General features: G+C 39.9%; 23 protein-coding genes and 1 pseudogene. 10 read left to right on the top strand and 14 right to left on the bottom strand.

Translation table 11 applies throughout. From position 1 onward, the window contains the following. Nucleotides 1-287: 287 nt before the first annotated feature. Both RM368_RS01250 and RM368_RS01245 read left to right on the top strand, forming a co-directional pair. Entirely contained in the window at nt 288-2,351 is a 2,064-nt protein-coding gene (locus RM368_RS01250; RefSeq protein ID WP_322692357.1) for a vWA domain-containing protein, read from the top strand. A gap of 218 nt (nt 2,352-2,569) precedes the next feature. Next, nucleotides 2,570-2,749 (top strand): hypothetical protein, encoded by a 180-nt coding sequence (locus RM368_RS01245; protein WP_322692356.1) that lies wholly within the window; start codon nt 2,570-2,572, stop codon nt 2,747-2,749. A 38-nt stretch (nt 2,750-2,787) separates the two neighbouring features. Here the strand turns inward: RM368_RS01245 and RM368_RS01240 are convergent, their stop codons facing one another. The 7 genes from RM368_RS01240 to modA all read right to left on the bottom strand — a co-directional run bounded on the left by RM368_RS01240 (nt 2,788) and on the right by modA (nt 9,493). Next, a complete protein-coding gene (locus RM368_RS01240; RefSeq protein WP_322692355.1) occupies nt 2,788-3,609 on the bottom strand; it encodes an ABC transporter ATP-binding protein in 822 nt (273 codons plus the stop codon). Nucleotides 3,610-3,668: 59 nt separating this feature from the next. Beyond that, complete coding sequence (locus RM368_RS01235; protein WP_322692354.1) at nt 3,669-3,812, bottom strand: hypothetical protein; 144 nt, start codon at nt 3,810-3,812, stop codon at nt 3,669-3,671. Between the two features lie 2 nt (nt 3,813-3,814). Further along, nucleotides 3,815-3,925, bottom strand: coding sequence for an iron chelate uptake ABC transporter family permease subunit (locus RM368_RS01230; RefSeq protein ID WP_416212203.1), 111 nt, complete (start codon nt 3,923-3,925; stop codon nt 3,815-3,817). A gap of 231 nt (nt 3,926-4,156) precedes the next feature. Further along, nucleotides 4,157-6,283 carry an acylase gene (locus RM368_RS01225; protein ID WP_322692353.1) on the bottom strand — a complete coding sequence of 709 codons (2,127 nt, stop codon included), beginning with the start codon at nt 6,281-6,283 and terminating at the stop codon, nt 4,157-4,159. A gap of 768 nt (nt 6,284-7,051) precedes the next feature. Next, the gene (locus tag RM368_RS01220) at nt 7,052-7,705 is read right to left on the bottom strand and encodes a DUF642 domain-containing protein (RefSeq protein ID WP_322692352.1); all 654 of its coding nucleotides are present in this window, start codon (nt 7,703-7,705) and stop codon (nt 7,052-7,054) included. 261 nt (nt 7,706-7,966) lie between these two features. Beyond that, nucleotides 7,967-8,572, bottom strand: a complete 606-nt coding sequence (locus RM368_RS01215) for a DUF642 domain-containing protein (protein ID WP_322692351.1) — start codon at nt 8,570-8,572, stop codon at nt 7,967-7,969. A 66-nt stretch (nt 8,573-8,638) separates the two neighbouring features. Further along, nucleotides 8,639-9,493: a molybdate ABC transporter substrate-binding protein gene (gene modA / locus RM368_RS01210; RefSeq protein WP_322692350.1), complete on the bottom strand. Its 855-nt coding sequence runs from the start codon at nt 9,491-9,493 to the stop codon at nt 8,639-8,641. 847 nt (nt 9,494-10,340) lie between these two features. On the opposite strand from modA, the gene RM368_RS01205 reads away from it, so the two are divergent. Beyond that, nucleotides 10,341-10,742 carry a fasciclin domain-containing protein gene (locus tag RM368_RS01205; RefSeq protein ID WP_322692349.1) on the top strand — a complete coding sequence of 134 codons (402 nt, stop codon included), beginning with the start codon at nt 10,341-10,343 and terminating at the stop codon, nt 10,740-10,742. 192 nt (nt 10,743-10,934) lie between these two features. On the opposite strand, the gene sfsA is transcribed toward RM368_RS01205, so the two are convergent. After that, complete coding sequence (sfsA, locus tag RM368_RS01200; RefSeq protein WP_322692492.1) at nt 10,935-11,660, bottom strand: DNA/RNA nuclease SfsA; 726 nt, start codon at nt 11,658-11,660, stop codon at nt 10,935-10,937. 239 nt (nt 11,661-11,899) lie between these two features. On the opposite strand from sfsA, the gene RM368_RS01195 reads away from it, so the two are divergent. After that, on the top strand, nt 11,900-12,568 hold the full coding sequence (locus RM368_RS01195) for a 2OG-Fe dioxygenase family protein (protein WP_322692348.1): 669 nt from the start codon (nt 11,900-11,902) through the stop codon (nt 12,566-12,568). 2 nt (nt 12,569-12,570) lie between these two features. Here the strand turns inward: RM368_RS01195 and RM368_RS01190 are convergent, their stop codons facing one another. Further along, nucleotides 12,571-13,719 carry a DUF711 family protein gene (locus tag RM368_RS01190; protein ID WP_322692347.1) on the bottom strand — a complete coding sequence of 383 codons (1,149 nt, stop codon included), beginning with the start codon at nt 13,717-13,719 and terminating at the stop codon, nt 12,571-12,573. Nucleotides 13,720-13,941: 222 nt separating this feature from the next. Here RM368_RS01190 and RM368_RS01185 point away from each other — a divergent pair, with 222 nt between their 5' ends. Then, nucleotides 13,942-15,210: a tetratricopeptide repeat protein gene (locus RM368_RS01185; protein ID WP_322692346.1), complete on the top strand. Its 1,269-nt coding sequence runs from the start codon at nt 13,942-13,944 to the stop codon at nt 15,208-15,210. A gap of 330 nt (nt 15,211-15,540) precedes the next feature. Here the strand turns inward: RM368_RS01185 and RM368_RS01180 are convergent, their stop codons facing one another. Then, the gene (locus RM368_RS01180; protein ID WP_322692345.1) at nt 15,541-16,374 is read right to left on the bottom strand and encodes a DUF4114 domain-containing protein; all 834 of its coding nucleotides are present in this window, start codon (nt 16,372-16,374) and stop codon (nt 15,541-15,543) included. Between the two features lie 726 nt (nt 16,375-17,100). Between RM368_RS01180 and argS the strand changes: the two genes are divergently transcribed. The 3 genes from argS to RM368_RS01165 all read left to right on the top strand — a co-directional run bounded on the left by argS (nt 17,101) and on the right by RM368_RS01165 (nt 20,051). Further along, a complete protein-coding gene (gene argS / locus RM368_RS01175) occupies nt 17,101-18,855 on the top strand; it encodes an arginine--tRNA ligase (RefSeq protein ID WP_322692344.1) in 1,755 nt (584 codons plus the stop codon). Between the two features lie 125 nt (nt 18,856-18,980). Next, entirely contained in the window at nt 18,981-19,544 is a 564-nt protein-coding gene (locus RM368_RS01170; RefSeq protein ID WP_322692343.1) for a Uma2 family endonuclease, read from the top strand. Between the two features lie 36 nt (nt 19,545-19,580). Continuing rightward, nucleotides 19,581-20,051 (top strand): cobalamin biosynthesis protein, encoded by a 471-nt coding sequence (locus RM368_RS01165; protein WP_322692342.1) that lies wholly within the window; start codon nt 19,581-19,583, stop codon nt 20,049-20,051. A gap of 4 nt (nt 20,052-20,055) precedes the next feature. Here RM368_RS01165 and RM368_RS01160 read toward each other — a convergent pair whose 3' ends face one another. The 4 genes from RM368_RS01160 to RM368_RS01145 all read right to left on the bottom strand — a co-directional run bounded on the left by RM368_RS01160 (nt 20,056) and on the right by RM368_RS01145 (nt 24,698). Next, nucleotides 20,056-20,409 (bottom strand): phage holin family protein, encoded by a 354-nt coding sequence (locus RM368_RS01160; RefSeq protein ID WP_322692341.1) that lies wholly within the window; start codon nt 20,407-20,409, stop codon nt 20,056-20,058. A gap of 587 nt (nt 20,410-20,996) precedes the next feature. After that, nucleotides 20,997-21,992 carry a peptidoglycan-binding domain-containing protein gene (locus RM368_RS01155; RefSeq protein ID WP_322692340.1) on the bottom strand — a complete coding sequence of 332 codons (996 nt, stop codon included), beginning with the start codon at nt 21,990-21,992 and terminating at the stop codon, nt 20,997-20,999. Between the two features lie 106 nt (nt 21,993-22,098). After that, nucleotides 22,099-23,373 (bottom strand): pitrilysin family protein, encoded by a 1,275-nt coding sequence (locus RM368_RS01150; protein WP_322692339.1) that lies wholly within the window; start codon nt 23,371-23,373, stop codon nt 22,099-22,101. Between the two features lie 59 nt (nt 23,374-23,432). Next, on the bottom strand, nt 23,433-24,698 hold the full coding sequence (locus tag RM368_RS01145; protein WP_322692338.1) for a pitrilysin family protein: 1,266 nt from the start codon (nt 24,696-24,698) through the stop codon (nt 23,433-23,435). Nucleotides 24,699-24,946: 248 nt separating this feature from the next. Between RM368_RS01145 and RM368_RS01140 the strand changes: the two genes are divergently transcribed. Both RM368_RS01140 and RM368_RS01135 read left to right on the top strand, forming a co-directional pair. After that, nucleotides 24,947-25,093 carry a hypothetical protein gene (locus RM368_RS01140; protein ID WP_322692337.1) on the top strand — a complete coding sequence of 49 codons (147 nt, stop codon included), beginning with the start codon at nt 24,947-24,949 and terminating at the stop codon, nt 25,091-25,093. Between the two features lie 140 nt (nt 25,094-25,233). After that, nucleotides 25,234-25,380 (top strand): annotated as a pseudogene (locus tag RM368_RS01135) (IS4 family transposase); the annotation flags it as partial. Between the last annotated feature and the right edge of the window lie 261 nt (nt 25,381-25,641).

Below are 25,641 nucleotides of genomic sequence, written 5' to 3'. Positions count from 1 at the left end.
CTGTTGAAAATTTTGCTCATTTCTATATTCTCAAAAAGGTAGATAGTGGAAAAACTCCTTACTATCTACCTCTTTAACCTTTCCTCTCTTTGGTCACAAATGAGTATCCAGAGTTAAGCGACTATACCAACAAACACTGTAATATTCCCTAATGCTAAATGGGAATGCTTAGTGTTGTATAAATTACAGTTACCAAAACTGAAACGCTTATCAAATCCCAAGCTGCTCAGGACTATTCTGGGTAAATAGTCAAATGTGACAGAAAAATTTAGTGTGAGGATTTAGCCGTGTCTTACCCGATTCCATCCAAAATGTGGCAGCAAGTCAGTATTGTAATATTGTTTTTATTGATACCCTCAATAGGAATCGCCGTTTTACGCCAGTCTGCCACGGTTGCAGTTCCAGCCAATCAAAATCCTGCCAGTTCTACTCCAAAAACTTCCATTCTCCCCAATCACCCTGACTACCAAGCACTCCAGACATTGGTAAAACAGTATAGTTGTGTCGTTCCCGTCCAAAATTTTGGCACTCTTCCTGTAACCCGAACTGAATTTGCTACAGTCTTGAATGCCTGTGTGAATCGGAGCAATGAGCTAATAGCGACCGATCCCAAGATAGTTACCCCAGCAGATATAAAAATTCTGCAACGCTTGCAGTCAGAATTTGCACCGGAGTTAGCAACCCTAAAAAGTCCAATAGAGGAATTGGAAGCTCGTAGTCCCATCACTTTGAATCAGCCTACCAGAGAACGTATTCAAACTGAGTCTAACCAAAAGACTCAACCCTTACCCACAGCCCTACCCCTTAGTATTCCGTCTGGCTCATCTGTGCAGGATCGAGTTGCTAACCGTGCGAATATGCCTAAACTCCAAACTCGTGACAGTATTGGAAGGGTTGCCCCGGAACCTCAAATAGGTAGCAGATTCAATACAGAAAACTACAACCGGATTGAGGATAATCCCTTTCATCGCGTTGGTAACGATCCCCTTTCCACCTTTTCCATTGATGTAGATACAGCATCTTACAGCAACGTGCGACGGTTTATTACTCAAGGGGAATTACCACCCAAGGATGCAGTGCGAATTGAGGAATTAATCAATTATTTTACCTACAATTATCCCCAACCAAAAGGCGATCGCCCTTTTTCCGTCACCACTGAAGTTGCTGCTGCTCCTTGGAATCCTCAACACAAGTTGGTACAGGTGGGTTTGCAAGGTAAACGCCTAGAAAGCAAAACCTTACCACCAAGCAACTTAGTATTTCTGATTGATGTCTCCGGTTCTATGGATGACCCGAATAAATTACCCTTAGTGCAACAGTCGCTCAAATTGTTGGTGAATCAACTGCGTCCTGAAGATCGGGTAAGTTTAGTAGTCTATGCGGGGAATGCTGGATTGGTGTTACCGGCTACTGCTGGTAGTCAAAAATCAACAATTCTGGCGGCGATTGACCGCTTAAAGGCTGGAGGCTCCACTGCTGGCGGTCAGGGTATTGAATTAGCTTACAAGATAGCCAAAGAAAGCTTCCTCAAGTCTGGTAATAACAGAGTCATTTTAGCTACCGATGGAGATTTTAACGTCGGGGTTTCCAGTGATGGCGACTTGACGCGATTAATTGAACAAAAGCGAGAGCAGGGAATTTTTCTGACGGTGTTGGGATTTGGCACCGGCAATTATAAGGATGGAAAAATGGAACAACTGGCTGATAAGGGTAACGGCAACTACGCTTATATTGATACCCTATTGGAAGCCAAAAAGGTTTTAGTTAACGATCTTAGGGGAACTCTGTTTACTATTGCCAAGGATGTAAAAATTCAGGTGGAATTTAATCCGGCGAAAGTTCAAGCATATCGTTTGATTGGTTACGAAAATCGCCTGCTGCAAAACCAGGATTTCAATGACGACAAGAAAGATGCAGGGGATATTGGGGCCGGTCATTCTGTGACAGCGCTTTATGAAATAATTCCCACTGGCACGAAAAGCGATGTGAAACTGCCAGAGATAGATCCTTTGCGGTATCAGCGTTCTAGTGAAACTGTCTCGGATGCTGCTGGTAATGAGTTGATGCAGGTGAAACTGCGCTACAAGTCGCCCCAGGACAGCACCAGTCAACTAATTACCCAAACCATCCAAGATGATGATTTGAGAACTGACCCCTCCACAAACCTGAAATTTGCTGCTGCGGTAGCGACCTTTGGGATGGTGCTGCGTGACTCTGAGTATAAGGGAGATGCTAATTATGATTTGGTGATGAAATTGGCAACCCAAGGGAAGGGGGAAGATCAGGAGGGTTATCGGGGTGAGTTTATTCGCTTAGTGGAGCAATCTAGAGGGTTGATGACAAAAAAATGATTTTAGACCATAAATGAGACGGCGAGTAGGGAGTTAATACTTTTCGGTTAATCGGGAAAGGGGAAAGGGAAAAGGAAAAGGGTTTGAATTTATCTTTCCCTCTTTGCCCTTTAACCTTTCCCCAGACCAAAAGAGAGATTATTGGGTTTATCCGAAAAGTATTGAGTAGGGAGTGGTGTAGTTGAATTACTTGAAAACAGTTATCATCTCTGGGAGATATGACAATCTACATCAAAGGATATCAAAGGCGATCGCTCTCCACTGTATTAGATATCTGCAATGAATATAGCAATTTAATTTCAGAAGAGAGCATTGCATATCTGCGAGATGTTTTGCGATCGCTGCTAATTACAAAACTTATTCCCTACTCTGCAAGACAAGAAAGAAGAAATGCTTAACTGAACTGTATTCTGCTGTGTAAGGTTTTGATTTGTTTCTATGTTCTCCCCTTTCTTCCCACTGGTATACACATCGGTGTATCGGAAACCGGGTCTGGAATAACCCGACATTCCAATCCAAACACTTCCCTTACCATCTTCTCAGTAATCACCAAATTAGGTTCGCCAACAGCAAAAATTTGACCTTCTTTCACTGCTACTAAATAATCAGCATAACGACAGGCGTGATTCAAATCGTGTAACACCATGACAATCGTTCGTTGCTGATTTTGGTTCAAATCATACAATAAATCTAAAACTTCTATTTGGTGCGCCAAATCTAAAAAAGTAGTTGGTTCATCTAACAATAAAATATCTGTATCTTGAGCTAATGCCATTGCAATCCAAGCACGTTGTCGCTGTCCACCAGAAAGAGTATCTAACTCGCGTTCTGCCAAATGTTTAATTCCAGTAATTTCTAACGCTAGTTCTACTAATTTTCCATCTTCTTTTGTCCACTGCTGCAACCAATTTTGATAAGGAAACCTTCCACAAACTACCAAATCTCGAACGGTTAATCCTTCTGGTGGAACCGGGCCTTGGGTAAGAATTCCTAATTTTTTAGCAACATCTTTTGTTGATAGCTTAAATAAATCTGTTGCATCTAAATAAATTGTGCCAACGCGAGGTTTTAATAATCTTGCTAAACCTCGTAATAAAGTGGATTTTCCAGAACCATTTGCCCCAACTAAAGCAGTTATTTTTCTTGGTGGTATATCTAAATTTAAATCCTTAATAATAGTTATATTATCATAACCCAAAGTCAAATTCTTCGCTGACAGTTGGTAATGTAAATTATCGTTCAAGAATAACATTGACATAATTAAACTTAAGAGAATCTTTGAGAATTTTGTAAGTATGTAATATCATATCTACTTCATTACTTAATTAAACTCAAAGAACCCCACCCCACGAAATCAGCGTTTTGCTTCCCCTTACCACAGGTAGATAAGGGATTAAAGGGAGCCAGCGCGGTCATGGCATGAGCAACTGGCGTGTAGGGTGCAAGTACTATAAGAATCATAACTAATTACCTTGCCAATATAGAACAATACTAATTACTACAGCAAAAACTGCACCTGCATTTACCCCCAAAATACCAGGATCGTCCAATCGATTGCGAGTCATACTCTGCATAATTGCACCAGAGTAGACATTAGACCTCTTGCAAAAGTTATTTTTGCAAGAGGTGGGAAAAGGGAAAAGGTTAAAGGGGAAAGGGAAAATAATAAACCTTTCCCCCTTTCCCCTTCCCCTTTTCCCGACAAAATCTATGCAGAAACCAGAAAACCTCTTTCCCCCTGCCCCCTGCGGTCTTAACGATAAGTCTTTAATCGGACACGATATAACTCATGGTTAGCGCAGCTCTCAAAAAGTTTTGCGTTCCTCCAAATGTGCTAGTACTTCTTTCCGAGTTCGCCAAACAGAACGCAATTGCTTGCGAGTAAACAGTGGTAGTTGGTCGGTAATGTGGGGCGAACCAGGTTGAGTAGCATTACCGTAGCTGATGAGAGCCATTGCTTTTACTGGTTGCGAAAACTCAATGGTTGCAACATAACTATCACCAGCGACAGCTTGAAAGCGTTCATTGTTAGCTGGAGCAAAATTGAGGACGCGGAATATTCCTAGATCCCCATCGCCACCATTGGCAGGTAAATCTAAGTTTCCGCTATGCACTCGAAAGACTTCACCCCAAGCAACATCTAGTTTTCCATAAGCTTTTTCGACTTTTGTTGCTGCTATTTGTAGCGCTTTCGCCGCACTTTCTGGATTTTTTAAACCATCGGGTGTGGTGCGCGGTGAGTTCTCACTCCAAGGAATACTGAAGGTTTGGTTTTTATCCATTTCTTGCCACCAAAAAGAAAACAATACCGCGCCTCGACTATCAGCATCAGCATTGCGATTCCAAGCAGCTAAAATATCAGCAGCACGACGGGCTAATTCATCGCCATATTTTTGAGCTGCGGGAATTAAATCATCGAGGATGCGTTCTGCAAGTTCCATTTTGGTGGAATGTTTGTACTTAATCATTTCCGCAAAAGAAATTTTTGGATCTTCAGCCAGTATTTTTGCAGAACTTTGTGCCCGGAAAGACATCTCTCCTCGTGGAGCCATATAAGCAGGGTAATCATCTGCTTTGATGACAACCGGGAAAGTCGTTGTCCAAGGTGGATCGTTGGCATTTTGCAACCAACCGCTAGGCGGGTCAATAACACGCGGTAAATCTTTGTATGGATGCATTTTTGTCCACAAAGTTTTAGATGTGTCGCCAGGAATTAAACCTTCCCAGTATTGAAAGTCTCCCTGTTGACGAATCGGCACCAGACCGTTGAAGAGGTGCATGATATGTCCGGCTCGGTCTGCATACATGACGGTAAACATCGGTAGTTGCAAGCGTTTCAATACCTTTTGAAATTGGGTTAAGTTTTGGGAACGCGCCATATCCCACCACTGTTCCAACACACCGGGACGGTCTGTACCGACAACCCGCAGTGCCACAGCAAACCCATCTTTTTCTTGAACGACTGCACCGTGGACGGAACTTTTGACTAATAATGGTTGTTCGACTAACGAGCCATTTTTTTGCTTAACTTTTAACAAAAACTTTGATGTTGTAAAAGGACGGACTTTGCCATCAAAAAGATAACCATCATCAGCTAATTTCAACTTATATACATCCCAACCATCATGAGTATTGACGGTATGAGTCCAACCCAAATAATCGTTAAAAGCGATCGCTAAAACTGGAATTCCCACTAGCGCTGCTCCCGAAGCATTCATTCCTGGGGCAGTAATTTGGGCTTCGTACCAGATAAATAAATCCGACCAAAACAAATGGGGATTTGCCAGCAACATCGCCTTGCCACTGGCAGAATGCTTAGGTGCGATCGCCCAACCGTTAGAACCAGCTTCCGATTGAGTATGAGTAATACCTGCTACCTGTTCTTGGTTGACGACAAAAGTAAAATACAGCACTCTTTGCAAATGCGCCAACACATCTTCTGGTTTGACAGGTAATACTATTTTTACTTGCTCGTCAATTAAATCAGGATGGGCTTTAGCATAAGTATTTATCCCACTGGCAAAGGCATTTATATAACTACGGAAAGCTGGACTTTGTGCCCGATACCAAGAATTAGCACGATCGGATACTCCCATCGTCAGTACCCATTTATCAGATTCTAAATACTCTTCTCCCCAGTATTCGGCTGCTTTTCCCCTAGCTTGACCATAGAGGCGCAACAGCAAGTTAGCGTGACTCTGCATTTGTGCCCAACCAAATGCAGAGAAAGCGCTTGCAGCATCTTTACCATATATATGCGGTATACCGTAAGTATCCCATAATATCTCTGTAGTTTTGGGTGCAGTCGCAAAACTGTTATTTGCCAAAACTACAACTAAAATGGCACTGAGGATAAAAGCTAAAAATCTAGAAAATTTTCTTTTTAGTATTGACCGATCGACTTGCCACAAATCAATTCTAATGTTCAACATGATGATTCGATTAAATGAATTTGACTAGAAAAATTTAGTGACTTTCGCCTATATTTCGTAACAAACAGACATTAAATCCATACTCACTAGCAACATACATAAAGAGGCATCCCAGCACCTTTGTTTATGCCACCATAAGTTGATAAAAATTCCATACTACTAGCGTGGAAATAATGCTTTTGAATTAGCATGAATCCCACAGATGCCGAATAGACGAGCAATTGTATATTATCGATAATGCTTAACACTAGTTCTAGAAATTCTCAAAAGCTATCTGCGACTGATTTGCATCTAATTCTAGTGCTATTAGCAGACATTATCATAAAGGCTACACCTGAGCAAGCATTTATCAAAACTTCTGAATTTTATAAATCTGACTAATGTTGTGCGATAAATCCTTATATATAAGTCTTGTTAAGGTATTAGCATAGCAAAAACTAGATTTTTAACTTAATTATGTTTTGTCATCTATCTTTTGACGTATTTATAGAATATTCTTGAGTAAAAGACAATAATAGTTTTTAATTAAAATTACTTGCTATCTTAGCTAAGTTGCTTTAAAATTATAAAGTAATTGCAAATTAGTAGCAATAGTAGCGATCGGTGTAAAACACAAGTAGCGACTCTAAATTATTGAGAATTAGATCGATATATTAGAGCGATCGCCATTTTAGTGGAAAATGACCAAATCCCTCATAACTACTGCACAGTAGTTTGAGGGATTTACGATCTGTTCTTTTCCAAAAGGTAAAAAAAGGGCTGTTCTTTCTAGCTAATTGCTTTCTTTTTCTTCAGCCATATTCCTAATAAACCAGCAGTAACAACTATTCCTCCAATAGTTGATGGCTCAGACACAGGTTTTACACTCACATTATCCAAGTATAAGAATCCATATTTATCCCAATACCCAAACTTTAACTCTGTGGATGACGCATCTGCTGTGAAATTAAACTTATATTGTGTGTATGGTTGAAAAGAAATGTCTTTTTGATCGAAAAGCTTATTTCCACCTACAAACGTCTGAAATTGATTATCAAGGTCAGGGGCCTCATCTATAGATGCTAAATAGTAACTAAGTTCGTATTGCTGACCAGGTTGTGTAGAAAGTGTTTGTGATATGTAGCTGAGGTCTATAAATCCACTAAGTGATAAGCCCTGATTACCACTACCATGCTGAGGAAAATTGCTTATTCTTATCCCTGATACATCCATCGGATCGCCAGATTTAGTCCAGTCTGTAATATTCGGATTTGTAGCGTTGGGATTGTTAGGATTTACCAGAGGATCGAGTTCAAAGCTTCCGTTTTTAACAAGTTCTGCTGCTTGTGCTGCTGTATTATAAATATTAGCGATCGCAGCAGTACTAATTAAGGTAGTAGTAAAACTAAAAACAATAATTGAGAGTTTTTTAGTTAATTTCATGAAACTTGACTCCAAATAATTTTAAATTTTGACAATGAAAACAAGTTGATAGTTACATCCATGCTGGCTGGCTTTCAGTAGTGTCAATAAAAATGAACACTTTCTTCTGGTTTCTAAGAGTTAGTTATAGATGTAGATAATGATTCATACATCAAGGCAATTTTTCTCAATAAACCCATAATGGAGTTTTTAAATCAGATGAATTTTAGTGGAATTCTTGACACTATTGAGCCAGACATTGCTTAGGCTTCTACCTGTGGTTTATCGATCTCTATAGTTTTTTCCTTGATGTTTAGGTAAAGCTTTGACACTCACATCATCCAAATATAAAAACGCATACTTGGCTTGGGAGCCAAATTTTATTTCGGTGGATCTTCCTTTTGCTCTAAAATTTAACGTGTATTGTGTGTAGGATTGGTAAGGAGTATCTTTTTGAACATAAACCTTTTTACCACCTATAAAAACCTGAAATTTGTTATTCAGATCGGGTGCTTCTTCTGTCGATGCAAGATAGTAAGTAAGTTTGTAGCGTTGACCAGGAAATGTAGGGATAGTCTGCGATATGTAGCTAATGCCTGAAAATCCACCAAGCGATAATCCCTGCTTACCAGTATTAGGAAAATTGTCAATTTTAGTACCTGATGTATCTATGGAATTACCAGATTTAACCCATCCTGTAATATTAGGATTTGTAGTTTCGGGATTAGTTGGATCTATAAGAGAATCATATTCAAATCCCCCGTTGATAATCAGTTCTTGTCTTTCAGCTTGTGCTGCTGACTTATAAGTATTAGTAATCACAGCAGTATGAAGGAAAGTAGTAGTCAAACTACAAACAATAATTGAGAGTTTTTTAGTGAACTTCACAAGACATAACTCCAAATAGTTCAAAATTCACGACAACGAGTACTTGATTGATTTACTTTCTGGTGATTAAGGCAGGATAAACCCGTAAGTATTTTTGAAGATATTCTGAGCTGTACTACCACTTAAGTAGTTAGAAAAACTCTGTGCTGTCGTTAAAACTTTAGTTCTGGTGAGTATACCCAGTGGATAAACAATCGAATCGCTTTCTGTTGTGAGGGCAATTTGTACTACTCTTACCTTGTTAGAAATGGCCGCATCAGTTTTGTAAACAACACCTGCGTTGATAGTTTTATTTACACCTCCAACTAGAAGAGTTTTATTTTCAACAGCAGTTAAAACGCTACGCACATTACTAGCACGGTATAATTTAGGACTGAGAGTGCTGAAAATACCTCGGCTAGTGAGAACTTGTTTGGCATAATTTCCTGCTGGCACAACTGGAGGAGTACCTGTGTAGTCACCTATGGCAATACCAGTAATGTTGGCATTGGTCAAACCATTGAAGCTAGTAAGACCAGCACTACCAACACTAACGGGAGGTGTGGTAGGCGCAATCAAAACTAGACGGTTTTTGACAACGTTTTTGCGGCTACCTGCAACCAATTTACTTGGGGTTGAATTCTGCAATACATCTATTTGGCTGTTAGCAGCAGAAATGAAAATATCTGCTGGTGCTCCTGCTTGTATTTGACTTAGTAAAGTACCAGAAGCACCAAATGTATAAACAACGTTGACGCCTGGGTTAGCATTTTGGTACTGAGTCTTAATGGCATTCAGCGCGTTTGTTAAGCTGACAGCTGCATACACGTTCAGTGTCGTTACAGAACTTGCTGGTGATAAATTAACGAACTGCAAGCCGATTACCAGCATCATGCTGCTAACTGCTGTAGCAATCCAAGCAATAAGTCTTCTTCTGTTCATGGTTATAGTTTGGGGAAAATATTACCTAAAAGTCTCATTGTTGACATACCTGACTTACGCACAGGCAACAGAAATACCAACCACACAGAAGGTAGAGGATATAGATAAATGGGAGTTATACCAATTCAAAATTCAAAATTCAAAATTAAGAAAGTGAGAATTAGCATAGGTTTTATGGTTTGCATCTATGTCATATTTTTTGTGAATTGGAATTAGAGAAGGTTTTGGCGTAAATCTTACGCATCATAAATTCTGGAAACGACAAACGGCCAATCACAATTGCTAAAAGCATTGGTATGATGGACCGTTTGTTATTTCCAAGTGGAATTACACAAACAGCGAGTGAAATGTATTTAGTGATGAAATAATATCAGTTAAATAAGCTTATTACCAACTTTTTTGGTTAACAAATCCTGACAAAAAGCTAATGCAAGTATATTTAAATTCTCTAAATAGCCCTTATCTATATATAGTAAGGATTATGCTATAAAATTTTTATATCGATACTAAATATCTAAAGCTTAATTTATACCAACTAAATATTTTAATCATCTATTTAACTAACTTTATTGGTATGCGATCGCTGCTCTGACAATCTTTGGATGCGACCTCTATCACTGTGTAAAAAAGAGCGATGCCTGCGGCGGTAAACTACGCATCCAGCACTGCCCATAAATCATCCACCTGGACGATATAGGTATAATTATTTACTTGTATAAGAATAGATATAAATAAAATCTTATGATATCAATAACAAAAATGATTTGACATACGCCTAATGATAGATAGATTTTATGAAGTGAATAGTTTAGATTTGTAACAAGTTACACAGAACTAGGTAAAACATATGGCCAACATAATTGACACTGCTACTAACAATGGTTCTTTTAACACACTAGTTGCAGCAATCCAAGCAGCTGGTCTGGTAGATACACTTCAAGGTGATGGGCCATTTACCGTTTTTGCACCCACCGATGAAGCATTTAATAAGCTTCCAGCAGGTACAGTAGACGCATTACTTCAAGATATTCCAAAGCTCAAGAAAATCTTGACCTATCATGTAGTTTCAGGCAAAGTACTGGCTGCTGATGTAGTTAAGCTAAAGACAGCTAAAACAGTTGAAGGTTCAGATGTAAAAATTGACGCTTCTAATGGCGTTAAGATCAATGATGCAACAGTTGCAACACCAGATGTTGCTGCTGATAACGGTGTCATCCATGTCATTGACACAGTTTTGATTCCTGCATAACCAAACGTCAGAATAGCGAACGCTATTTCTGGAGTGACGATTACTTATAGTCATTTCTTCATTACAGTCTGGTTGAATGTTTTTTAGTGAACATCAACTACCAACAAATCCATCTAGATGCTGTCTAGATGGATTTATTGTTTTATGCGTGTAGAAACTTTGCAATTGCTAGTCTCTCTTAATTAAATGCAATCAAATTTTTAGTTTTGCTAAACCCAAATAACGGATACCTTCGGGGGAAATTTCAAAACGACAAGGTAAAACTTCTAAACCAAGAGCGATCGCATCCCGCAATAATTTACCATATATAGGATCTGTGCGATCGCCAGGGGAGAACTCGATACAATCACCGCGATTGATAAAGTAAAGCATCACCGCACGAGTCAAAGGTAACAACGCCATCAGTTCTCGCAAGTGCTTTTGCCCTCTTGTAGTCTCCGTGTCAGGAAATAAAGCTAATCTCCCCTCAGACAAAGTTGTATTCTTCACTTCTAAATAAATCGGGCGTTCCTCATCACTTCCTGTCAAGAAGAAATCCACTCGGCTTTTTTTATCTAGCCCATAAACTACCTCACCCTTGATTTGGCTGTAGTTGCCCAATTCTGGAAAAAGATATTTCGCCAAAGCTAGCTTTACCACCCGATTGGGCAAAAAAGTATTTATGCCTACCCAAGTCGGCTCATTGTCATGTACCTGAATTAGTTCTAGAGTGTAAGCCAATTTGCGGTTAAGATTATCACTTTTGGAAAGCTGTACTGCACTTAGAGGTGTCGATACTCCAATCATTGGCCCTGTATTGGGACAGTGTGCTGTGACTATTTCGCCAGAAGTCAGTTGAACGTCAGCAAAAAACCGCTTGTAACGCTTGAGTAAAATACCGGAATACAAAGGCGGGTACTTATAAAGCCAATCTATCATTATGGAACCTTGTTGCTGTTTGTAAATATACGTCGATTCTTTGCCCACCGAACCCATATCTGCAAATCTTTTCAGCAGCTACTCTGCCCTGCGACAGAAGTTGAGTAACTTTATATATCATGGATTGTCAATTTTTGTAGTTAAATTGACAACATAGTAATAAAAAGTAGCATATACTAAGTATTACAAGCCTCCCATAAAAATCTGGGAGAATTTCAACGTGCAAGGAGGTAAATCCTATGCAAAAAGTGTGGACAGCAACGGAATTAGAATATGCTTTTCTGTTTACTCTCAGAAAGGTAAATTCTATCAATCCAGAAGGTTTTAAGGCATTTTTTAGTAATATGCCTATTGACCCTTATATCAAAGGCACTTATCGTTCCAGAAGATTATCTCGGTTTACAGTTTATGAAAATCAATTAATCAAATTACCTCATGGCTACCTCTTTCAAAGTAAAGAGTATAATCCATTAGTGGGTGACATAAAAAGAGAGTTTGCAGAATTAGAAGATGCACTTATAGAACTGGATATTTTTAAGAATCTTGTCTTAGCATTCAGTGATTCTTGTAAACTTCATCCGGAAGCTGAAATCGGAGTTCATCAAATTAGAACTATTTGTTCAGCGGATAATTTGGGTAATCCAGCACCTGAAGGTATCCATCAAGATGGTACTGATTTTATTGGTATATTTTCAGTAAATAGAGATAATATTCAAGGTGGAGAAACACATCTATATACTGACAAAAAACAAAAGCCCGTGTTTAGCAAAGTTCTTAATCCGGGAGAACTATTATTAGTCAACGATCGTGATTTTTTCCACTTTACCACTCCGATCAAACCACAGATTGATGCTCAAGGAAGTAGAGATGTTTTTGTGCTAACTTCTCCCAGCTTACTTTCAGAATAATTTTAGTCAACCGTAAATATTTTACAATCTACGAGATATGGGGAATTGAATGTAGTCATTTCCCCAGCTTTTTTATTTGGAATTGGAAATAATCGTGCTGATAGTGGTTTATCTAACTTGATAGCTAAAGTTGCCATATCAATTAATAAAGCTGTAATTTTTTCTATTGTGATATCACCTGGAATCGGAACTGTATCCAGTCCACAGCCACAAACTGCTGAATATAATAATAAATTTGTAATATTATATGTTTGCTCGTTAGCTCTGGTAGCTAGTCCAACATCCTCACAAACTGGAAGCATCAGTCCAGAATAACCACAGATTTTTACTGAGACATTTTTCAAGACGCGAGTCAGCATCCCAGAAATTGCGAGAGTTCCTGAATGCCCAAACTTGCCATTCATCAATTTTTCATAAGCAAAAGCAATACTATTTTCTTTATCTAAAGATGGAGCTAGAGATGTATCAATTCCTCTATATATAACGGCAAATTTATCGGAGATTTTTTCAGCAATCACTGCGATTTTATTTAATTCTAATTCTAAAAGTAATTGCAGGTTTTGCTCTGCTGTAAGAATATTCTTAGCTTGTGAAAATGCTTGCATTACCAAATTGCCTAACTCTAAACCTAGAGCAAAAGATGTATTGCCTGTATGGTATGCCGTAGGAAAAAATGGGATATCTGGCTGGCAGTTTGCCCATGCACAAAATTGAAAGTTACCATAGCCATTTTCACTTTCTTGAGAAATACGTTTAATAACTTTGGCAGATTCCTGAGCATTCTCAAAAATTATACCGTTTTCCCTATCCCCAATTTTACTAGAGCAATAAATAATTGATGTATTTTTATTGATATCTGGAATTATACCTATAGTTTCAAATTTGCTAGCATAACCAATATTGAAAAAGCTGATATTCAAACTTTGACAAAGTTGTTCGATAGCTTGAATCTCATTAATAATTTCGATTTTAGATAAACCTTGCAGATATTCTTCCCAGCTATTAGTAGTAATTCTAGTTGTTTGAACTTCATATCCTTGTTCTTCAAACAAAATCTGTACCTGCTGATTAAATTCAGCAGCTTGCTTAATTTTTTCCTGATATTGGAGAGATTGAATTGATATACCTGTTGTAATAGTTCTAATTTTCATGATTATAAATAATTAGTGAGATTTGAATTAAACTTAACTCTAGAATCTGGACACGTACAATATTCTATTGGATAAATTTCATTTATCACAACTTAGGATAGCGTGTTGTTTTTATTTCAGAAAAAATATGAAATATACTTAAAATATGAAGATGAGTGCATAAGTTAGGCTACAAAAGAAGTCTGCTGGAATTCAATGAACTGAATCAACCAAACAAATGCCATGAATGACGAATTCTACAATAGGGGATTGGAAAAGGCTAGGCGAAAAGACTACGCCGGAGCAATTGAGGAATTTAACCATGCTTTACAACTGACACCTTACTTTAGCGAAGCTTATTTACAACGGGGTTTAGCACATTATGACTCAGGATCAATTTTGAAAGCTGTTTCAGATTATACCGAAGCCTTGAAGCTGAATCCTGAGAGTGTAGAAGCATATTATTGTCGGGGATTGGCTAGAGTCGCGCTGAAAAATTTACCGGGGGCGCTAAATGATGTAGAACGCGCAATTCGTCTCAATCTCAATTATGCTGCTGCTTATAATCTGCGGGGAATGGTGCGGCGCAAACAGGGTTATATTCAAGATGCGATCGCTAACTTTAAAAAGGCTGCTGGGTTATATCTAGAGCAACAGGATAAAGAGAATTGTCGTCTGTCTTTGGAACGAATTAAACAGCTACAACCTAAAGAATTACCTGTCCTTGAGGAATCGCGTTCCACCAATGCGCCGATTTTATCTACCAATGATTATTTCACACAATTATTAGAAAAAGCTGAAAAGGGAGATACTCAAGAAGCACTAGCCGATTTAAACTGGGTATTAAAAGCCGATCCGCAAGATGCCCAAGCTTACTGCTGTCGTGGGGTTGTGCGTTGTAAAATGGGGAATTATCGAGAAGCGATCGCAGATTTTAATCAAGCATTACGACTAAATTTTCAAGATGCCATTGTCTATCGCAACCGAGGTAAAGCCCGTTCTCTCTTAGGAGATCATCAAGGTGCGATCGCGGATCTTAACCAAGCACTCCAGATGCAACCCGAAGATGGCTTAGTTTATATTGCCAGAGGTAATGTCTATCGGACAACGGGTAATTATCTCGGTGCGATTCAAGATTATACCCAAGCGCTGCAAATTAATTCTGATGATGCTCAAGCTTACTACAATCGCGCCATTGCCTATACTTGCTTAGAAGAAATACAAAACGCCGTGGAAGATTATCAACGGGCGGGGAGTATCTTTTGCGAACAAGAAGACTGGGAAAATTATCAACAAGTCTTAAATAGCCTCGAAAAAATTCAGAAATTTAGTCCAGAGTCAAAAAAGCAAAAATATCACCTGCTACGTCAGCGACTTTTACGAATGGTTGGAGGATATTGGGAAATTGCCGAACGATTGATTCAGCAAAACAAAGATTATTATCCTGGCATGTCAGACGAGTGGTATTTGCAAAAAGTGATTGATGATTTAGAACGCGATCGCAATAGATAAAATTTGAAGAAGAATATAGAATGCAGAATTCAGAATTCAGAATCAAGACGCTCTCTACGAGACGCTAAAAGCGTAGCTTGCTTCTCTGAAAGAGTACGACTACTCGCTTGCCATCGGCGCTATCCGCCAGCGATGCACTGAGCCGGTCGTTGTGTCATACAGAATACCCAACTGAATTCTGACTCCTGACTCCTGACTCCTGAATTCTGTTCGATAAATGCCACTACAAACGTAAAATCACCCGTACATTATTTATACGGGTGAAAATGCGATCGCTTGTTATTTTCCAATGAAACTAAATGCGCCTTATATTTAGCACCGTCTCAAAGTTTAGTTAGAAGTGCGACTTTGACGGCGACGGCGCAATCCAAACATACTAACTGCTCCCACCGCAAACATTGATAGAGTCACAGATGGTTCAGGAACGGTAGCACCAATTAACGCCTTAACATTTGCCTCACCGACATCAAGAACGACGACAACATCATTAAAGTCGCGATCGGAACCTTCATTCCACTTACCAGTTGCAGAATCTACCCCTGAAGCGTATAAATTTCCGTATAAATCCTCAAATGCCAGGAGGATGTAGTTGTTGTAAGCATAAGCAACTGCGTGCTGTAGTCCGTCAGCGTTAGAGGCAGTGTCAGTACCAAAGATATTGGCAGAGTTGCCACGGTTCAAACCATCAGCTCTCAACCATAAATCTAGTTGAGTACCTGCGGTAACATTACCAACTTTGACCCCATCACCTAGTTTTAGTGCGTTACCGCCCCAACCGCCAACACATCCATCTCCTTCACAGGAAATATCATTAAAAAGCAGCCCAGATTTGTTAGTAGTTCCTGTAGCTTCAAAGGCTAACTGGTTTCTATAACCTGCGCCCTCATTAATAAAGTAAACAGAAACATCGTGGTCGTATTTTAAATTTAATTTACTGGGGTCTAATTTAAATTGTCCGCTGTTTGGAAGAGCAACACTTTCTGCTTGGACAAATTGTTGAAAAGGAGTGTCGTTAAAACCAGTTTGAGACTTATTGTATACAGTTGGTTGAGTCCATGAACTATTCCAATTAAAATCAGCAGCAGATGCAGTTTCTACTTTGGAAACTAATCCGGTTAATGTAGCTGTAGCGGCAATCAAAGCAGTGAATAACTTAGGTTTCATATTATGAGCCATTAAGTAGGAAAGACAATTTAGATAATGCTTTTTTGAGCAGCTATCTCTCTTCAGTTGTCTCTTACTTCTAACAGCTAGACTTCAGCAACGTCAATCTGTCTATTTACTTTTGCTAGTATATTTAAATAGCGCTTTATCTAAAGTAGTTTTACCGAAAAAACATAATTTTTATCTAGTATGATACTGTTATCAACACTTAGTAGTTAAACTTATGTATGATTAAAACTTCATGAATAATATATAGTTTTTATGAAAATCAGATATGCAATTTCTATAGTGAAAAGCTAAAAGCTTTATCTATAGGCCTTTTCATTTAAATGAGGTAGATAAGTAATGGTGTGCCGTCATCCGTATTAACTAAGCCAAGGCTTAGTTAATACGCTGCTATACAAATAGAGCTGATCTCCGTACTTACGTTGGAAAACGTAGTAATCTATCAAATCAATGAAACGTGGGTAAATAAGTTTAGTCTTTGTTTTAAGCGCTAAAGTTTTTACTACGTACTACGCTTTAGTTGACTTGATTAACTAGTAGTCTGTCAAAATCGACTTCGGTATCGTCAGAATCTAAAAGTTATGCCGAGGATGGGAGACAATTTAAGGGGGTTCGACTTTAAAATGACAGTCTTTGCTTAGACTTGATGAATATCTTTTAAGGTTAAAATAATCAAGCTTTTCCAGAACTACACTCCCCTTTCACAGATAAAATCTATATATGAACGCTACACAAGAAAAACTAAAAGCTCTCTTAGAGCAGGCTTTAATCGCGGCTTTTGGCGCTGACTTTGTTGGAGTAGATCCAATTTTGGTTCCTGCTAGCAATCCTAAATTTGGCGATTATCAGGCGAATGTGGCTTTATCCTTGAGTAAAAAGTTAGGATTGCAACCAAGAGCGATCGCAGGTGCGATCGTTGAGAAACTAGATGTATCCGAAATCTGCGAACCGCCGGAAATTGCCGGGCCAGGATTTATCAATCTCAAACTGAAAACAGCATACTTAGAAGCCCAATTAAACGCGATTCAAGCCGATCCCAGACTGGGAGTTCCAGCCGCGAAAACGCCGAAACGGGAAATTGTGGATTTTTCCAGTCCCAATATTGCCAAAGAGATGCACGTCGGACATTTGCGTTCGACGATTATTGGTGATTCCATCGCCCGGATTTTAGAATTTCTTGGACATGATGTATTGCGGTTAAATCATGTGGGTGATTGGGGTACGCAGTTTGGGATGTTAATCGCCTATCTGCGCGAAGTTTACCCAGACGCCCTTACCACTGCGAATGCTTTAGATATTGGTGATTTAGTCTCTTTTTATCGCAAAGCCAAACTGCGGTTTGATGCCGATGAAGCTTTTCAAGAAACAGCACGCCAAGAAGTTGTCAGATTACAAGCAGGTACAGAAGATACACTCCATGCTTGGAAACTTTTGTGCGAACAATCACGGCGGGAGTTTCAAGTAATTTATGAGTTATTGGATATCAAGTTAACTGAACGAGGCGAATCTTTCTACAATCCCTTGCTACCAGGAGTTGTGGAAGATTTAAATAAATCTGGGTTACTGGTAGAAAACCAAGGGGCAAAATGTGTTTTCTTGGAAGGGTTTACAAATAGAGAAGGTGAACCTTTGCCCTTAATTGTGCAGAAATCAGATGGTGGTTATAACTATGCCACAACAGATTTAGCATCTCTCCGTTACCGGATTCAGCAGGATCGAGCAAAGCGGATAATTTATGTAACAGACGCTGGACAAGGAAACCACTTTGCCCAATTTTTTCAGGTAGCACGCAAAGCCGGATGGATTCCTGATGATGTGGAATTAGTGCATGTGCCCTTTGGGTTGGTGTTAGGAGAAGATGGCAAGAAATTCAAAACTCGTTCTGGGGATACTGTGCGGTTGCGGGATTTATTAGATGAAGCTGTTTCTCGTGCCCATGCTGACCTAAAAACTAGATTACAAAAAGAAGAACGCCAAGAAAGTGAAGAATTTATTAATGAAGTTGCTAGGGTAGTTGGAATCAGCGCAGTTAAGTATGCAGACTTAAGCCAAAATCGCACCAGTAACTACATCTTCAGCTACGACAAAATGCTGGATCTTAAAGGTAATACTGCGCCCTATATGCTGTATGTTTATGCACGGATTCATGGGATTAGCCGCAAGGGTGATATTAACTTTAAAGAGTTGGGAAATAATGCCGTTTTGTTGCAGCATGAAACAGAATTAGCACTAGCAAAATATTTACTTCAACTGGATGAAGTTATTAGTAGTGTAGAGCAAGACTTGCTGCCCAATCGTTTATGTGAGTATTTGTTTGAACTGAGTCAGAAGTTTAACCAATTCTACGATCGCTGTCCCATACTACAAGCTGAGGAACCGCAGCGCACATCCCGTTTAGTTTTATGTGATTTGACTGCTAGAACTCTGAAACTGGGATTATCTTTGTTGGGAATTCAGGTATTGGAGAGGATGTAATATTTTTTTTAACGCAAAGTTCCGCTGAGGTAGCGCAAAGGTACGCAGAGTAAGAGTTAAATTAAAGCTTCTTTGTGTACTTTGCGGTTTTTTAATTAGAATTGCTGGACTGGAGGCGATCGCTTATGGTACGGACACCATCTAAAAATATAACTTTGGCAGAGTTTCTAATGTTACCAGAGACGAAGCCCGCTAGTGAATATATCAATGGTGAAATTATTCAAAAACCTATGCCACAGGGAAAGCACAGTACAATTCGAGGTGAAATGATTAGCACCATCAGCTCAATAGTGAAGCCCAAGCGAATTGCTCGCGCTTTTCCAGAATTGCGCTGTACTTTTGGTGGAAGGTCAATAGTGCCAGATATTTCTGTGTTTACTTGGCAAAGAATTCCTCGCGATCAAAATGGTGAAGTTGCCAACGTATTTCAAGCAGCTCCTGATTGGACTATTGAGATTCTATCACCTGACCAAAGACAAACGAAAGTCACAAAAAATATCCTGCATTGCCTGAATTTTGAAACACAAATGGGTTGGCTGATCGATCCAGAAGAACAAACGGTATTTATCTACATCCGCAATCAACAACCAGTCATGTTGGATGAATCAGAAGCTTTACTTCCTGTGCCAGATTTTGCAAGTGAGTTGAGGCTGACTGTAGGAGATTTATTTGGTTGGCTGTTGGAGTAAACCAAATCTTGACGAATTGAATAAGGAATATACCAAGTGCAACAGGCTTTATGGGTAGGAATCGGTTGTAAACGGGGGACATCATGGGAGTCAATCGATCTGGCAATTGAGCAAATATTTCGAGAAAATCAACTTTTTCCAAGTGCGATCGCAGGTATTGCTACCATTGATACTAAAGCCTCAGAAGTTGGCTTAGTCAAACTTTGTCGCCTCCGCAATTTGCCCCTAAAAACCTTTTCTGCGGAAATACTTCGCTCTGTCTGTGTCCCCAACCCTGCCACAATTATCGACGATAAAGTAGGTACACCTAGCGTAGCAGAGGCAGCTGCTATTCTTGCAGCTTCTCAACTCACATCTTTGACTGTTTTCCCCTTTACAAACATAGAAGAATTGCGAGTGAAGTTTTTAGTTCCTAAACAAATTTTCCAAATACAAGAGCAACCAGGAGCGGTAACTCTTGCTGTTGCCCAAGCTTTAAATATTATTAGTATTACAAAAGTTCCTTAATTTTCTAGTCAACAACTCTCAAAAAATAGTTAATGATGCTAGAAACAATTGCTAGTACAATTGAACCTAACAAAGCAGGTAAAAAGCCCTGAATCTCAAAACCAGAACCAGGAGTTAGGACGCTTGCCAGCCAAAGGGCTAAGGCATTAATCACTAATGTAAATAAACCAAAGGTGAGCAAGGTAATTGGAAACGTCAAAATCTGTAAAATTGGTCTAATAAATGCATTAACCAAACCAATTACAAAGGCAGCAATTAAGGCAGTCACAAAATTCTTGATAAAGAATCCCGGAACGATATTAGCTGTAATGAATAACGCTACCGCAGTACCAAGCCAAGTTAATACAAAGTGTTGCATAAGTTTTTTTAGAGGAATTAACAGTAAGTTTAATTAATTTCACTATTGCCAGTTGTGATTTGTAACACTATCGAGTGTTGTTATGTTTGACTCCAAAAGTTGCCATCATCTTTTATCAGCCTAAAATCAATGTAATTTTTCAGTACTGGCAAGAGAGATATTTCTAATCGGTATATCTTTATCGTATTGCAGGATGTACCGCAGTGAACTACCCACACCGACCTGAGTACAATTTAAGTGGGGAACTTATACCATTTTAGATTTTGGATTTTAGACTTCGGCTCCTTTCGACTCCGCTCAAGGCAAGTCGCTCAGTCGAACGATCTTGGATTGGGAATTGCCTTGGTGCGTCTGGCTTGGTGTGAATCCATGTGTCACAATCATTTTTCAAAATGGTATTACGATGATTTAGTTAAATTCATAAAAAATGCTGTGAAGCGCAAAACCCTTACAGAGGTTTATTAAAGTTAAAAAACCTCTGTAACTTGGGGATTTCCAAAAAAGAAATAGGTTCTCAGAACTTCGGAGCATTTTGTCAGCGTTTTTGCTTACACGCAAAGGAGATGCTGGCTATGCTCATACTATGGCTAACGCCGCAAAAGAACCTCCCAGGTAGAGCCACCAACTACGCCGTCAGGTTCTAAACCATAGCGTTTTTGTGCAGCTTTCACTGCTGCTTCGGTTGTCTCGCCAAAGTCTCCATCGGCATCACCTTTTAAGAAACCAAGCTTTTTCAGTTGTTGTTGCAACTTAACAACTTCAGAACCACGTAATCCTATACGCAAAATTGGCAATCCTTCTGAGGTGTATTGAATACCAGGAGTTCGTTTTGTAGTTGTGTTTGACTGAGTTCTAGTAGTTGATGTAGTACGCTTCGGCGGTTTCTTGGTGCTAGAAGTTGTAGTTTTTCTGGGAGTAGCAGGTCTTGGCTCAGGATTGTTCGTAACTTGGGTTACAGCTTTTTTTGGGGTAGTAGGTTTTGGTTCTGGTCTAGTCGGAACTTGTGTTACAGCTTGTCTGGGAGGGTTGGGGTTGGGATTTCCAACGTTGGTGAGGTTACTAGCCTGGGTTGGAACAGGAAAATTTGTCGCTGAGTTAAATCTTGGCTGGGATGAAGGGGCAGTTGATGCTGCTACAGGTTGATTAGGAAAAAGTCGTTGCCAAGTGCTGGCATCAACGATGCCATCTGGATTCAAGCCAGCTGCTTGTTTAAATCGGGAAACAGCAGTAGCTGTATTTTCACTATAAATACCATCTACTGCACCAGAATAAAAACCCAAAAGTTTCAGAGCTGCCTGAAGTTCAGCTACACGTTCGCCTTGACTGCCAACTTTGAGGCTAGGGCGGTTGATGCTATTTCCAGGATTTACTTGGGCAATTTTTTGTGGCGCTGCTATTGATACTACAGCAGTTGAGGTAATAAGCAGAGGCGTAGCGGAGAACAAGAGTATTTTAATGGCTGATAAAGATTTAGACCTCTTTGGTCCCCAATCTTTTTGCCGTTTTTCCATTCTACAGCGATTTACAGTTGGGTCTAGTAATTTTAAGTAACTCAAAATACTTGCTGTCAGGCTGCTTTGCATGGAATTCACTCCCAGAATATTCTCATGCTAATGGTACAGCCGCTTGGTCGAAAAAACAGCTGCTAGATTTTACAATATCTGTGATGAGCGTAGCTGCGGCACATTCTCAGTTCGCGATCGCTCGATTAATTGCTTCTTCTTGACCAACTAAAGACAAGTAAGGCTCTTTTAAATACTTACGAGCTGAAGCGATCGCATCCTTGGCACTCACCGCCGCAACCAATTCTTGGAACTTGGTGTCAAAATCAATTCCTAAGCCCAAAATTTCATACCAGCCGTATATCTGAGCAATTTGCCCGTTGGTTTGTTTACCCAAGGCGTATTGCCCCAGGATCTTATTTTTAGCAGCTTGGAGTGCGCTTTCAGATACTTCGGTGGTACACAACAAATCTACTTCTGTACGCAGTCCTTCTAGGGCAATGCTGGTGTTTTCTGGTGCTGTACCCATGTAAACCACAAATGAGGCTGGAAATAGCCTTGTGGAGTAAAAAGCGGATACCTCGTAAGCTAAACCGCGTTTTTCCCGCAATTCGACAAACAAGCGACTAGAAAGCCCATTTCCCAAGTAGGTACACAGCAACTTCAAGGCGGCGTAGTCAACAGAACTCACCGATGTTCCTAGATAACCGAGCATCACAATTGATTGTTGTGTCTGTACTGGTTTTACCCTTACCTGCGGTTCTACCTTAATCTCAGGTAAATTCAGTATTGGTAGTGCTTGGGCTGGCGCTTGCCAATCAGCAAAAACTTCTTCCACCAACGCTACTGCATCTGTGGATGTGACTCTACCAGCAATACTAATTACTACATTATCTGGACGAAAATAAGTCTGGTGATACTCCACTAAATCTGCACGGGTTAAGCGGCTCATGGTGGTTTCATCTCCCAGCACTGACATGGAGTAGGGATGATTTTGGTACATTACCTGCCGCATTTGTTCAAAAGCGACATTGAACGGTTGCTCTTTTTGAGAGCGAATATCCTGGAGTGCTAAACGCCGTTCTAGTTCCACTTGAGTTTCAGGAAAAGTAGGCGATCGCAAAATCCGCCCTGCCAATGTTAAAATTTCCCCAAAATCAGATGTTACCGTCTTGAAAGATAGCAAAAAATAATCAGTGCCAGCATCCGCGCTCAAACTTGCCCCTACAGACTCAACAATTTCTGCAATTTCCAAGCTAGAAAGTCCATCACATCCTTTTGTGATTACTGCTGATAACAAATGTGCTAACCCTGCTTGCTCCCGGTTTTCGTTACAACTACCGGCACGCACAAAGATTCTCGCTGCAATAATGTCCGCAGCTGGATTTTCTGTCACCAGCACGACAAGGCCATTGTTCAATACAGTGCGATGGATGGGCGATTTTTGCAGCAAGGTTGTCATTTGTCATTTGTCCTTTGTCATTTGTTTTTTGTCATTCGTCTTTTGCTAATGCCCAATGACTAACACGGTTTAAGTATAGTAACTGCATAATTCTCTAATGAGAGATACTGTTTAGCTAATTTTTGCAGTTCTTTGGCATCAAAAGACTGAATCTGCTGGGGATATGTCACAGCTAATTCAGCTTGGGCAATGGTATTGTAATATCCATAAAGCCCTGTAAGTTGATTTGGCGTTTCGGTAGAAAACGCATACTCGTTACATAGCAACCTGCGTATCCGGGCAAGTTCTTGTTCGCTAATTCCTTTAGTCTGCAAATCATCCAAATGAGCGCAAATTAAAGACTCAACTTTCTCGAGATTTTCTGGTTCTAACCAGGCAGTAATTGTAAATAAACTTGATTCTCGTTGTAGAGAAAAACTACTGCAAATTCCCTGTACCAATTGCAAATCTTCTCGTAAATCACGCACTAAACGCGAAGTCCGCCCTTCTGCCAATAACACTGACAAAAAATCTAAACCATAGCCAGTACGGATATCTTTTACTCCGGGTACTAGCCACGCCATTAACAATCGCGCTTGCTCTATGCGTGGTAAACACAGTTCTTGACGGTGAATTCCGGCGATCGCTGGCTTTGTCACTTTCTCTAACTGCGGACAATTCGAGGGTTCGGCAAAATCACTAAATGAATGATTTACCATTTCCCAAGCTGGTTGCTGGCCTATACCCCCTGCAATTACCACCGTCATGTTTTCCGGCTGATAGTGAGTGCGGTGAAAACAGCGCATTGCTTCTGGTGATTGCTGCATCAGTTCTTGTTCAGTACCCAACACCGAACGTCCGTAAGGGTGATGCGGATAGATGCTTTGAATCAGTGCTTGAAATCCTATCCAGTCGGAATCGTCTTGACAAGAGCGAATTTCCTCTAGCACTACATCCCGTTCTCGGCTAAATTCATCTTCTGGAATTGCCGCATTAAGTAGTAGTTCTCCCAAGTAGGGCAGAGTATCTTTTAAATAAGGAGCAGCTGTGGTGAGTGAATAATGAGCATAATCATAGCTTGTTGCTGCATTACTGATGCCTCCTTGATTTTCAACTTGGGAATCGAACATTCCAGGGGGTAGCGTCGCCGTACCTTTAAAAATCATGTGTTCTAAAAAGTGCGCCATGCCAAACCACGGTTTTGGCTCTAAGCTGGCTCCAGCACGCACCCAAACATCCGCCACAACTACGGGAGTAGTGGGAATTTCTTGATGAATAAAAGTTAAACCACTCTCTAGTCGGAAGATCGAGGCTGGAAATACGGTATTAGTTAGTTGTTTTAACAATTTTTTGTAGTTTTAACCACAATTTAATGCAATTGTGTCATTTTAACTCTGAACGCTACTTCATTTAGAATCAAGTTATACAGATTTAGTAGAATTATGCTATTGCTGTTCTCCAGATTACCGAAAAATTAGAAGCGTTATGCATTGCGAGGAAAATCGCAATTTACTTAAAATACTGGAATCAAAACAAGAGCAAAAGCATTGATAGGTATAGTTTTGAGGGAAGAGTCTAGTCAACTTTTTCCATTGTGGCGTGGCGTTTACGATCGCTGATTTATAAAGCACGAGTTAATCCTGAGTTGCCCTGTGACACTGTTTTAGAAGCCTGTGAATGGCAGTCTTTATCTGCCACTATCAATAAAAATCCTATGCTACCTGACAAGCCACCATCTTGACGCCAAGCAGTACGCATAAGGGACTTCCAAATAAAAAAATATCCCATCGCTTTTAGGGCAGGGGGCAGGGAGCAGGGAGCAGGGGGAGAGAAAGTCGTTTTGATGGGCGTGAAATTGGATAATTTATTTCTTGGAAGTCCCTAATTGCAACTCTTGGTGGCTTTTTGGGACGCAAAGGCGATGATGAACTGGGAGTGAAAACCATTTGGCGTGGGCTGCGGCGATTACACGATATCGCTGCCACCTGGAAACTTCTTTACTCAGATTCCCCATCTCCATCTTTGTAGTTAACGAGCGTCTCTGGTGGACGTGCCACACTATGCCTACTACCTATACATTTCCTGTTGATTTTGTCAACTATGCCGCCGTTGTTTACTTCTCTCACCCCTTTAAAGCCTACTTTACGGCAATCTTAAGAAAGATGTGACTAATGGATAGTTTCTAAGGCGAGAGAGGCTGTCCGGGAGAGGTCTGTCGAACTCACGTTAAACATTAACGTGAGTTCGACGGTTAGAAAAAGGCAAAAAGCCTGCTATGTATAGATTTGC

Source organism: Nostoc sp. DedSLP03 (assembly GCF_034530815.1).
Lineage (GTDB): Bacteria > Cyanobacteriota > Cyanobacteriia > Cyanobacteriales > Nostocaceae > Nostoc.
Note: the sequence above shows the minus strand (reverse complement) of the source record. Positions and strands in the feature narration are given on the sequence as shown.